Source organism: Oceanobacillus sp. FSL K6-0127 (assembly GCF_037983385.1).
GTDB classification, from domain to species: domain Bacteria; phylum Bacillota; class Bacilli; order Bacillales; family Amphibacillaceae; genus Oceanobacillus; species Oceanobacillus profundus.
Genome location: NZ_CP150287.1, coordinates 4321620 through 4333975, shown reverse-complemented (window position 1 = coordinate 4333975; position 12356 = coordinate 4321620). Strand labels below are relative to the sequence as shown.

Annotated in this window: 7 protein-coding genes; 2 read left to right on the top strand and 5 right to left on the bottom strand. The window is 38.1% G+C overall.

The features are described 5' to 3' along the window. Positions 1 to 26 precede the first annotated feature (26 nt). The 4 genes from zwf to MHH64_RS20990 form a co-directional block, all read right to left on the bottom strand. A complete protein-coding gene (gene zwf, locus MHH64_RS21005; protein WP_251660270.1) occupies positions 27 to 1502 on the bottom strand; it encodes a glucose-6-phosphate dehydrogenase in 1476 nt (491 codons plus the stop codon). 112 nt (positions 1503 to 1614) lie between these two features. After that, positions 1615 to 2055 carry a threonine/serine exporter family protein gene (locus tag MHH64_RS21000; RefSeq protein WP_095307869.1) on the bottom strand — a complete coding sequence of 147 codons (441 nt, stop codon included), beginning with the start codon at positions 2053 to 2055 and terminating at the stop codon, positions 1615 to 1617. Between the two features lie 29 nt (positions 2056 to 2084). Further along, positions 2085 to 2828 (bottom strand): threonine/serine exporter family protein, encoded by a 744-nt coding sequence (locus MHH64_RS20995; protein WP_095307928.1) that lies wholly within the window; start codon positions 2826 to 2828, stop codon positions 2085 to 2087. A 91-nt stretch (positions 2829 to 2919) separates the two neighbouring features. Next, complete coding sequence (locus MHH64_RS20990) at positions 2920 to 3321, bottom strand: hypothetical protein (protein ID WP_095307870.1); 402 nt, start codon at positions 3319 to 3321, stop codon at positions 2920 to 2922. A 258-nt stretch (positions 3322 to 3579) separates the two neighbouring features. Here MHH64_RS20990 and MHH64_RS20985 point away from each other — a divergent pair, with 258 nt between their 5' ends. Next, positions 3580 to 4656: an MraY family glycosyltransferase gene (locus tag MHH64_RS20985; protein WP_095307871.1), complete on the top strand. Its 1077-nt coding sequence runs from the start codon at positions 3580 to 3582 to the stop codon at positions 4654 to 4656. A 45-nt stretch (positions 4657 to 4701) separates the two neighbouring features. On the opposite strand, the gene MHH64_RS20980 is transcribed toward MHH64_RS20985, so the two are convergent. Next, positions 4702 to 10320 carry a S8 family serine peptidase gene (locus MHH64_RS20980; RefSeq protein ID WP_340002404.1) on the bottom strand — a complete coding sequence of 1873 codons (5619 nt, stop codon included), beginning with the start codon at positions 10318 to 10320 and terminating at the stop codon, positions 4702 to 4704. 529 nt (positions 10321 to 10849) lie between these two features. On the opposite strand from MHH64_RS20980, the gene MHH64_RS20975 reads away from it, so the two are divergent. Continuing rightward, positions 10850 to 12307: an APC family permease gene (locus MHH64_RS20975; RefSeq protein ID WP_118888520.1), complete on the top strand. Its 1458-nt coding sequence runs from the start codon at positions 10850 to 10852 to the stop codon at positions 12305 to 12307. Positions 12308 to 12356 lie beyond the last annotated feature (49 nt).

Genomic DNA, 12356 nt, shown 5'->3' with positions numbered 1-12356 from the left:
GCGATAGCAGTATTTTTTATACTTAGTTAAATAGACCACCAATGAAAGCCGTCTTTTGCAAGTAACTCATCTGCTGCTTCAGGCCCCATGGAACCTGAGCGGTAGTTAGGGAAATCAGCAGTCTTGTTTGACCATTCATTAATAATCGTGTCAACGAACTTCCAAGATAGTGCAACCTCATCCCAATGTGTAAAGTTTGTCGCATCACCAATCATGCAATCATAAAGCAGCTTTTCGTAAGCTTCTGGTGTGTTAATTCCTGGAACTGGATTATGATTATAGGCAAGTTGAATTGGCTCTGCAAGGGAACCCGATCCTGATTTCTTCGCATTTAAACAAAGCGTAATCCCTTCGTTAGGCTGAATATTAATAATCAGCAGGTTAGGGTGTCTATCTTTGTCCTTTTTATAATATAAATTCATCGGGATGTCGTTGAATTCAATTACAATTTTCGTTGACTTTTCCGCTAAACGTTTACCAGTACGAATATAGAATGGTACACCAGCCCAACGGTAGTTATCAATGAGCAGCTTTCCAGCTACAAAAGTCTCTGTATTGGAATTTTCCAGCTCATCAGCCTCATCAACATATGCTGGAACTGTCTCCCCACCGATTTTTCCAACGCCATATTGTCCACGTACAAAGAAATTGTCTATTTCTTTTGGATTGATTGGACGAAGTGCACGAAGTACTTTTATTTTTTCAGACCGAATTTCATCCGTTGTTAGCTTAATTGGAGGCTCCATTGCTAGTAAAGCAACCATTTGCAGCATATGATTCTGGACCATATCTCTAGTAGCTCCAGAAGTGTCATAGTAGCGTGCTCTTTCTTCTACGCCTAATGTCTCACTTGAGGTAACTTGGACGTTTGAAATAAAGCGGTTGTTCCATAAATGTTCAAAAATTCCATTAGCAAAACGGATAACTTCAATATTTTGAACCATTTCTTTACCTAAATAGTGGTCAATCCGATAAATCTGATCTTCATCGAAAGCTGCGCGTAACTGCTTATTTAACTTTCTGGCAGATTTTATATCTATTCCAAATGGTTTTTCAATCACAAGTCGTGACCAACCAGCAGAATCCTTTAATCCGTATTCTTGTAATTTATTAGCAATTGTTCCAAAGAACTCTGGTGCCATTGCTAGATAAAAGATACGGTTCTCCTCTGTTTCATATGCACCTTCTAATTCCTTTATTAATGCATTTAATCCACTGTAGGAAGAATCATCAGTCACATCGAATGATTGATAATAGAAGTGGGATACAAATTCCTCAAGATCTTCCTTTGGAGAAACTGCCTCTTTAATGGAATTCGATACATTTTCGCGTAAAACTTCATCTGTCCAAGGCCGGCGGGCCAATCCAACAACAGCGAAATTTTCACTAATTTTACCACTCTGATAAAGGCGATATATCGAAGGGAACAATTTTCGTTTCGCTAGATCACCTGTTACTCCAAATATTACGATAACCGATTTTGGCTGCAATTCATTACTCATGTTTTCGTTCCCTCGCTTTTACTATATATATACATCTATTTTATAGGAAATAAAATATTAATCAAATAATGGATACTTAAATCGAGAACTTCTTAAATGCCATACACTGCTATTATTTGAATAGCATCCGAGATTTATTTACTAACTGATTGATAACGCCTGAAAACATCAGACCAATTGCTATTCCTCCCGAAAGCAGCATGACCTGAGCAGAAAGCTGAACACCTGTATAATAATCATTTTCCACAAAGTTGCGCATCGCATTATAGGCGATACCACCGGGAACGAGCGGGATAACCCCAGATACGGTAAAGATAATAATCGGCTTTTTAAAAATCTTAGCACATGTATGGCTTAAAACAGCAACAAGCATTGCGGCAAAAGTCGTAGCTGGTACGGCATCCATTCCTGCCTCAACCAAAACATAATAAAGAATCCAGCCAAACATACCGACTAGCCCGCATTGGACGAGCGCATTCCGTGGAGCATTAAACAATATCCCAAAACCGGCAGAGGCTATAAAGCTTGTAATAAGCTGCTGCATAATAATCATGTTTCAACCTCCAAAATGAATACTCTGTTTTAAACAAATGCAATAATAAGTGCAACACCTGCGCCGATAGCAAATGCTGTCAGTAAAGCCTCCACACCTTTAGAAAGGCCAGAAACAAGATGGCCAGCCATCAAGTCACGGATTGCATTCGTTATATGTAAACCTGGCACAAGCGGCATGACGGCACCGATAATGGTCTTATCTAGAGCATTCCCGAATCCGCAGTATAGAAATAATAGGGCAGATAAGCCAATTAAAAAAGCACCGAAAAATTCAGCAAGGAAGCGAATTTCTATTACTCGCTCAAACCCAAGCATTCCTGCAAAGCCAAATGCTCCAGCTATACAGCTAGGAATAAAATCATTCCAAGTACCGCCGAACATAATGGCGAAGCATCCACTCACAAGTGCTGCAGCAAGGATTTGTGCCCAGGCAGGGAATGTTAATTTTGCCTGATCAATTTTTTCCAGCTGTTCATATGCTTCCTTAATATCTAATTCTCCTGCTGTAATCTTTCGTGAAATATTATTTACCTCTGCAATTTTATGTAAATCAGTAGACCGATTCGTCACACGAAGGAAATTAGAAGTTCCTGCTATATCTAATGAAAAGCTAATACCAGTTGGTGTTGCATAGCTCTGTGGATTTTTAACACCAAAGGCAGTGGAAATACGGTCCATAGTATCCTCGACACGATATGTTTCGGCTCCACTGACTAACATGATTTTTCCTGCTAATATGCACACTTTTTCAATGGTAATTTGTTCAAACATAAAACCACCTGCCTCAAAAGCAATCGATTTGTTTATATTATAAAGTTTTGCCTGTGGGAATGAAAGAGAAAAAGCTCCTCGTGTTAGGAGCTTAAGCAACATTTATAAACATCAGAACTAAAGCAATGATTGGAACCGCATTGATAAGTGCAATAGCAATTATAGAAAACTGGTTCACTGCTTGTCTTCGATCTTCTTCAACATCTACTTTTCGCTGCAGGAAAATAAAGAACATCGCAAATGCCATCAAGATAATAATAATGAATGCTGGAACATAAAGGTCTTCAATAGATAATGGTACTGCATGAATGATGGCATAAATAATCATAATAAGAGGAACACTCTCGCTGATAGCAGCTCCAATGAAAAAATTTGTCTGCGCCTTAGCTACTTGCTCTGGATCTGCTTTAATCTTATCCAGGTTAATTTTGAAGACAATTAAGATACCGATGACAGCAATAATCGCAGCAGCAGTAAACAAATACGGACTCAAAATTAGAACACCACCTTTAATTGTAACCTTTTAATCAGAGTATTTTGAAATACCCAATAATAGTAGCATAAATTGCAATGTATGTCACCGATAAGTGCACCAATTGTCGGATTAACGAGAAATCTGCTTGCAAATCTCATTATAATTTGCTAATTGCTACCAACTTTCGATATAATTTAAAGCAATTAAAGGTATTTAAAGGGGAAAAATTCACGTACTACATCAAGAACTGGCAACAAAGAACAGTAGGAGAATTCTATGTTTAATTATATTGATTTATTAATTGCATTTCTTATCGCATTCACTGCAGCTTTATTACTTACATATCCAGTAAAAATGTTTGCAATTAAAATCGGTGCGATGGATAAACCGAACAGCCGTAAAATACACATCAATGAAACGCCTAGGCTAGGTGGTTTGGCGATATTTATTGGTGCTCTTTTGGGGACACTTTATTTACAGCCATATCACCAGCACTTACCTGAAATTCTAATTGGTTCCATTATTATTCTTATTACAGGTGCGCTCGATGACCGGTTCACGATTAAGCCCATTTTAAAATTGACAGGGCAATTGGCTGCGGCATTCCTTTTAGTGTCTTCCGGGCTAATTATCGAACGAATTACAATCCCGATATTTGGAGTTGTCGAGTTCGGATTTTTAAGTGTGCTTATTACAATACTATGGGTTGTAGGTATTGCAAATGCGATAAATCTGATTGATGGCTTGGATGGTTTAGCTACAGGTGTTACAACAATTGCCATGACAAGTATATTTGTAATGGCATTAATTGATACACAGATAATCGTTGCATTTTTAAGTATCGCATTAATAGGGGCCAACTTAGGATTTCTATATCATAATTTTTATCCAGCGAAAATTTATATGGGTGACACCGGTTCGAATTTTCTTGGATATATGATTGCGGTTCTTTCAATGCTTGGATTGTTTAAAAATGTTACGTTTTTCAGTTTTATAATTCCAGTTATCATATTGGCAGTGCCAATTTTTGATACATTGGTAGCGATTGTACGGCGAGCTTATAACAAAGAAAGTATTATGGCTGCGGATAACAAACATCTTCATTATCAGCTTATTCAAGCCGGATACAGTCACCGGAAGGCAGTCATCATTATTTATATTTTCAGTGCGTTATTTGGGGTAATGGGAATCTTGTTTTCCAATGCCAGTCCAACCTTATCCCTTATTATATCGCTCTTCGTTATTTTACTGCTCTATATTTTTGCCGAGCTTGCAGGAATTGTTATGGGTGGGAAACGTCCGATCGTTAGCATTTTAAGGAAAATTTTACGGAAAATAGAACGGTCACAATAAAGAGGCTTCCTAATTAGGAAGCCTCTTTATATGTGGTGTTTCTAGTCAAAGCATTGATTTTCTTTTTCTTCTGTGCTGCACATAAATTGCTACAAAGCCAATGATAATTAATACCGCTCCAATTGCAAGATAATTGTAAGTCGTTGTAGCAGTACTTGGAAGTTGTTTACCATCACCTGAGTCGCCCTTTGCATAACCGATATTCTTAGTCGTCCCTCCGTTAGACTTGTTTCCGGTGTTTTTACCGACATCTGAACGATTGTCGTCAATTGGGTCTTTATCTTTTGGTTCTTCCTTATCGTCATCTTTATCCACTGGATTCGGATCTACAGGGTCTTTGCCTTTATCATCGTCTGTATCTTCAAAAACAGCAAATTGACTAAAGTGATCTACACCAACGGATACCTTGCCGTCTTGGTATACAGAACCAGGAATTATTTCCCATTGCCTTGTGTCCTCATTCAAGTAGTATACATTTAATTTATCGACGTTATTAACTTTGTCTGGATTAATCTTGAATAGAAGCGCTATTGGTTCCTTAAATGTATTGATTGCATCTTCGTTTGCTTCGATTGTTAGGTCATATACAGGACTAACTGCTTTTTCAACATCATCCTGTTTTTCAAGATTAAATGAAATATCTTTCTCATCCGGTAAATTTACCAATGGAATCTGCATTTCAATATGATGGTTCTGAATAATCAATGTTGCTTCCTTTGCTTTCAAAGCAGCAATTTGTTCTTTTGTTATTTCGATGCGTACGGATTCCGTTTTGTCTAGGTCAATAACAAGTTTACCACCATCCGCTAATTGATCGATAGCTTCATTAGAAATAGTAGCTATTCCATCCGCGATTTGAGGAGCTGCAACAACAGTCTCTTCTTTAGGTTCAGGATCTGTAATATTCTCCACCTGGATGGTCTTGACAGCTTCAACATCATTACGGTTCTTTGCATAAACGGTGTATGTTCCATTTTCACTAACTTCAAAAGCTTTCGTATTAAGGTCAATTGCATGGCCGTTCTTGGCAAAATCCTCCGTTGTCTTTTCACCGGCATGCCATTTTAATGCCGTTATATCTGAATCGCTATCTGTTGCAACTGAAATTGTAACAGGACCTTCCGTTGGTTCTGTAGTAGAAGGTGAAAGCGTAATTGTAAATTCCTCATCAACAGGTTCTGTAATATTTTTCACCGTAATCGTTTGAACAGCTTCGGCTCCGTTACTATTTTTCACATAAACGGTGTATGTCCCGTTTTTCGTAATATCAAATGCTTTTTTGGTTAAATCAATCGCATTTCCTGATTTTGTGAAATCTTCAATAGAACGTTCACCCTCAAGCCATTTCAATACTGCTAAATCTGCTGCACTGTCTGTATCAATCGAAATCGTAACTGGCCCTTCTGTTAACGCAGTTGTTGAAGGCGTTAATGAAATCGTAATGACTTCATCACCAGGCTGTATTATATTTTCGATTACAATGGTTTGTACGGTTTCTAATTCATCACTATTTTTTGCATATACTGTGTACGTCCCATTTTCTGCAATATCGAAAGTCTTCGTGTTCAGGTCAATTGCGTTTCCAGCATCCGCAAAGTTTTCTTCTGTAAGTTCGCCTGGAAGCCATTTTAATGCAGTAAGGTCTGTTTCACTGTTTGTCATAACGGAAATGGACATTGGTCCTTCCGTTGGTTCCGTTGTAGAAGGGATTAACGTAATGCTAAGCTCACCTTGTACAATAATATTCCCAACAACAATGGTTTGAACAGCTTCAGCCCCGTTACGATTCTGTACATAAACGGTGTAAATACCGTTTTCATGAACATCAAAAGCCTTTGTATTCAAATCGATGGGATTCCCAGCATCAGCAAAATCTTCCACGGCTTTGTCACCTTGTAACCATTTTATTGCATCCAGTTCTGTTTCACTGTCAGTCTCCACAGCAATAGAGATCGGTCCTTCTGTCGGTTCTGTAGTAGAAGGGGAGAGGGTGATTGAAAATTCCTCAACCGGATCTGTAATATTTTCTACTGTAATCGTTTGAACAGCTTCAACTCCATTACTATTTTTTACATAAACGGTATAGATATCATTTTCATGAACATCAAAAGCTTTTGTATTTAAATCGATAGGATTGCCAGCTTCAGCGAAATCTTCCACGACTTTGTCACCTTGCAGCCACTTCATTGTAACGAGATCTGCTTCACTATCCGTAGCCACAGCAATAGAAATCGGTCCTTCTGTCGGTTCTGCAGTAGAAGGAGAAAGGGTAATTGTAATTACTTCTTCAATCGGCTCTGTAATATTCTCTATCGTAATGGATTCAAGAGCTTCAACACCCTCACTATTTTTAACGTAAACCGTGTAAGTTCCATTCTCCTCAACGTCAAAAGCCTTTGTATTTAAATCGATCGTATTTCCTGATTCAGCAAAATCTTCCGCAGTCTTATCACCTTGCAGCCATTTCATCGCAACCAATTCTGCTTCACTATCGGTATCTACAGAAATCGTAACCGGTTCTTCTGTTGGCTCATTAGTAGAAGGTGTTAAGGAAATCATGATTTCCTTTGCTTCTTCTGTAACATCCAGTTCGAGTTGTTGCTGAGTACTATTTGCAACAATGTCAGTAACCGTTAATGCTAGTGTGTTTTTACCACTTGTTAGGCTCGTTAACTGGACTTTAAATGTGCCATCTTGTTCAAGTATTACATCATTGCTTTCTAAAACATGACCACCCTCATCAGTTAGCTCATACTCAGCAGATAATTTTTCATTTACATCATAAGGTAATCCAAAAATTCTCTCAACAGTCCTCTTGAAATCAATAAATTTATCATCAATTGATCCTGTTACAACAAATTTATTTCCATCAATTGCTTCATCTACAGAATCGAAATCAATCTCAGGAGCAGCTGTCTTCACAAAAAGTGGTCCATCGTCTGCAAGGAGTGTGATATTTTGATTTGCTATATCCCATGAATTGAAATCAACGGTGTATACGCCATCCGGGATGGTCGTTTCTTGCTCAGTCTCCCAATCATAATACGTTTCACTTATTGGAAGCTGCCATTCACCAGCTGGCAATGCTTGCATGGCCAAATAACCGATATAACCATCTCCGTAAATGCCGCCATTTGGATCGGCTGCATCCCATAGCTCGATGGACATGAGCTCTTCATCAGCTGATAATCCGAATTCTAAGACGGTTTCATCATGCTGACCATCACCATTTGGTGAAATTGCGTAATCGATGAGTTCGAAGTATGATAGTCCGCTTGGAACTTCTGTCGAAAATTCAACAGCGAAAGGTAATCCTAAATTTGTTGTCCCATTCGTAATATGGATATATCCAAGCAGCTCATTTCCAGGAGATTCTTCGCCTGCTGGGACTGATAACGTAACATCAAGTGTTTCCGTTCCATTTAAAGTAAAAGATGGTTTGTTTACGGTAACGCTCGCATCAGCTAATTCACCAGTTGCTGCTTTCGTTACGTCAACACTTACATCATAATCACTGGATTTGCCAATTAAGTCACGTACTTCAATCTGTTTTGTTATCGTTAACTCTTTTTCTTGATCTGGTGCTACTCTTCCAAATGTGATGGTTCCTTTTTCGTAATCAAGCGATTGTTCATCGAAGGCAGTAGTGTCTAATGCATATGCTAATGCTTCTGCATTTGCAGCGGCTAAAGGTTGTACACGGCCAGGCCCTTGTGCAAAGACATCGTATTGCTCTGTATCCAATTGCTTCGCTGTATTTGATAACGCAACTTTAATATCATATGGTGTCCAATCGGGATTTTTTGATAAAAGTAATGCTGCTATCCCTGCAATCTGAGGTGCAGCCATACTCGTTCCCGTTTTCCGGTCATATGCTTGTGTGTACGCTGCATCTGGATAATCCTTTCCGTAAGCAGGGACTGTAGCCATAATATTTGTTCCTGGTGCGGAAACATCTGGCTTGATATCAAACACTGGCGTGGATGGTCCACGTGAACTGGATGAATTTATTTGGTCGCCTTCAGTAGAGTTAACCTGGTAATCACTAAACGTAACCTTGCCAATATTGTCCGCTGATGCTGCGATTGCTTCTCTTAACGCTTGGCCATCTGCAGTTGAAATATCAAATGCTGGAATATAACCAAATGAACTTCCCAGCAATACATTAGCAGGTCCTTCACCATCGATATTGTTATGAATCAGGATACCGATAGCTCCAAGACTTTTGGCTACATCTATCTTATCTACAAATGGAATCTCCCCACGCGCAACCAACGCAACTTTTCCTTCCACGTCAATTCCTTCATAGTCAGATGCTGCACCAACTCCTGGAACAGGTACTACATCATATGTACCCAATAATGCATCTGCAGGATCCTCAGCAAAATTCCAACCCATTAATGCTGCATCATATTGTTGCTCATAATCACCAGCACTGGTAACTACGTTTGCTTGAATCGTTTCTTCTGGTAATGTGGAGTTTCCTACAGAAATTGCGAGCGCAGCAGATGCAGGATTTCCAACTGAACCACGACCTGGACCACTATTTCCTGTTGCGACAATTGCTGTAACCCCAGCTAATGTGGCATTGTTAATAGCAATTGCATCTGGAGCAGTTTGACTATTGCTGCCACCACCTAATGATAGATTGATAATATCCATGTCTTCTTCGACGGATTTATCAATTGCAGCAATGATACCAGACGTAAATCCACTTCCATATGCACCTAGTACACGATATGCATACAGGTCAATTTTTGGCGCTATTCCTTTTATGCCATATTCATTGTTTCCTGTTCCTGCAATGATACCCGCAACATGTGTCCCGTGTGATGTATAAAAGGAACTGCCATTTGCACTGAATTCTGGCATGTGATCTGGACGGTCTTCAGGAGTAGTCTCATATGGATCATCATCGTCACGTGGACGAGCATAATCTTCCGTGTGTTCGATGAAGTTATGGCCACCTTTATAAATTTCTTGAAAGTCAGGGTGATTATAATCAATACCAGTATCCAGAACGGCAACTTTCACACCTTGTCCTTCATGACCTAAATCCCAAAGTTCAGGAACTTCAAGGTGGGGAACAGTATCAACCATCATCGGACCTATGTTATTATCCCCGGCAAGTTCAAGAGCGTGAACCTCTTCATCAGGATCAACACTGACAACGCCATCTATTGTTAATAGTTTATCAATATCATCTGCTTTCAATTTCAGTGACATCCCATTAAAAGCTTGGGTATACGTAAATCCTTTCTCATAGTCAATGTTGTCTGCTTTTAATAGTTTTTCAAATCTAGCTTGTTCATTAATAACTTTATTTTTTACAGTTATTGCCTGTGCTCCGCTAAGCGTTTTTCCTTCTACTGTTTTCTTTCCTTGTTCTAGTGCAACAGGAGCTTCAGATAATTGAACAATAACAGCTGTTTCTTTATCACTAGATAAATTTTGTAAAGCTTGGTGTAAAACAGGTTCCTGATTTAAGATTGCTTGTTGCTTTGAAACAGCCTTTTTTAGTTGCGATATTCTATCATCAACGTTTAGTTGTTTTGTCGCATTGTCATTTGTTTCAGCTGATACAAGTAATGGATTAAATAATGAAAGAATAAGTGTAAAGATTAATAAACTACTAAATAATTTCTTAATATATCTCTGTTTCAACCATACTTCCTCCCATTCCCGTTTTAATCATATTTTCTATATAACCGACTAATTCCTCATATGAATCAATCCCATCTATAAAATATTTAATTTTTTGACAATATTACAATTTTATAGTAGCACAGCTCTATTACAATAGGAACAAAATTTTCCAATATAATAGCAATATAAATAATAATTAGTTAATTAAGACTATTAATCGACATTGTACGACAGGTGAGGGTTAGGTCTTTTTCTCTAAATTATTGAACTGCAATTACACGGAGCAAATCGAAAATTGGGATAGACAGGGAACTATGTATAGTGATGTAGAATGGTGGAAGGAGCTTGTTTAGCGCCCTTAAAATTAGACAAACTAAATTAAAATTTTAACCTCAAAATAAATATAACACCTCCATGAAATCTGATGAGAAAGTATTGCGTTTTTTTACTTAATTGGATTTTTCCCGCTTTTGATTAGGGAGTAATAATAAATAATGGTAAAATAAAACCCATAATAAAAATTCAAATCGAATAAAGGAGAAAAAGTATGAATGAAAGAACCACATTAGAGAAATCATTAAAACCACATTGGGTATGGGCCATTGCTTTAGGATCAGCAATCGGCTGGGGGGCATTCGTTCAGCCTGCAACGTGGATGTCTACAGCTGGTCCACTTGGAGTAATCATCGGTTTCGGTATTGGTGGTTTATTAATGATGCTGATAGCTGTCAGCTACGGTTTCTTAATCAAAAGCTTTCCTGTTTCAGGAGGAGCGTTTGCATATACATATGTTAGTCTGGGACGTACACATGCATTTATATGTGGCTGGTTTTTAACGTTTGGGTACCTTTGTATTGTGGCACTCAATGCATCAGCATTTGCATTAATGATTAAGTTTACGTTGCCGAAGCTTATTGAAAATATATATCTTTACGATGTTGCAGGCTGGAGTGTGTATGGGACAGAAATTATAATTGCAACGATTGCGCTTATTGTATTTGGCTATTTCAATATAAAAGGAACAGGGATGTCTGGCAGAATCCAGTTTATCTTTTGTTGTGTGATGGTTATAAGTATTGTTGTTTTAACACTATTAGTTGGGATACAGCCAGGTACTGGAATAGCTAATATGCAACCATTTTTCCCAGCAGAAACAACTGCATTCGCAGCTGTTATTTCAATTGTAGCAATTGCACCATGGGCATATGTTGGATTTGACACAGTACCACAAACAGCAGAGGAATTTAATTTTTCCTCTAAAAAAGCATTTAGTTTAATTATTTATGCGATATTCTTTGCTTTCTTACTATATAGCTTGATGATAATTGCGACATCCATGGCAGAGCCGTGGCAAGGTTTAGTTGCCGGCAATTACATTTGGGGAACCGGGACAGCTGTTCAAAGTCTATTAGGAATAGGTGGTTTGGCTATTTTAGTCGTAGCATTGACGATGGGAATATTCACAGGGTTAATTGGTTTTATTCTTTCTTCGAGTCGCTTATTATTTGCTATGTCACGAGCGAAGATATTACCAGAAACCTTTTCGAAATTGCATCCTAAATATAAAACACCGTATATTGGTATTATATTTGTTGTGATTTTGGCGATGTTTGCACCATGGTTTGGCAGAGAGGCATTGCTTTGGGTGGTCGATATGTCATCAGTAGGGGTAACGATAGCTTATTTTTACACTTGTTTCACTGCATTTAAATTATTTAAATGGAAAAAAGATGCTAATTTCAATGAACAATTAAACACAGTTTCACCATTCAAAAAAGTTGTTTCCTTTATTGGATCGCTTACGAGTCTTGTGTTTCTGGGGCTTTTACTGGTTCCGGGTTCACCTGCATATTTAGGTATTGAATCAAGGATCGCCCTGGCAGCATGGATTTTTCTTGGGATTATATTTTATTTGATGAAACGAAAGCAATTTAATAAAGTACCTGAAAAGGAATTAAATTACTTAATCTTAGGTCAGGAAGAAGTTAATGTGAAAAATAGATAATAATACAATCGAAATTAAAAAATCGGGAACCTTGTTCATTGCAAAGGTT

Excerpts from the sequence above, each read along its gene's own strand:
- MHH64_RS20995 (WP_095307928.1), bottom strand. The coding sequence starts at position 2,828 with ATGTTTGAACAAATTACCATTGAAAAAGTGTGCATATTAGCAGGAAAA.
- MHH64_RS20985 (WP_095307871.1), top strand. The coding sequence starts at position 3,580 with ATGTTTAATTATATTGATTTATTAATTGCATTTCTTATCGCATTCACT.
- MHH64_RS20975 (WP_118888520.1), top strand. The coding sequence starts at position 10,850 with ATGAATGAAAGAACCACATTAGAGAAATCATTAAAACCACATTGGGTA.
- MHH64_RS21000 (WP_095307869.1), bottom strand. The coding sequence starts at position 2,055 with ATGATTATTATGCAGCAGCTTATTACAAGCTTTATAGCCTCTGCCGGT.
- zwf (WP_251660270.1), bottom strand. The coding sequence starts at position 1,502 with ATGAGTAATGAATTGCAGCCAAAATCGGTTATCGTAATATTTGGAGTA.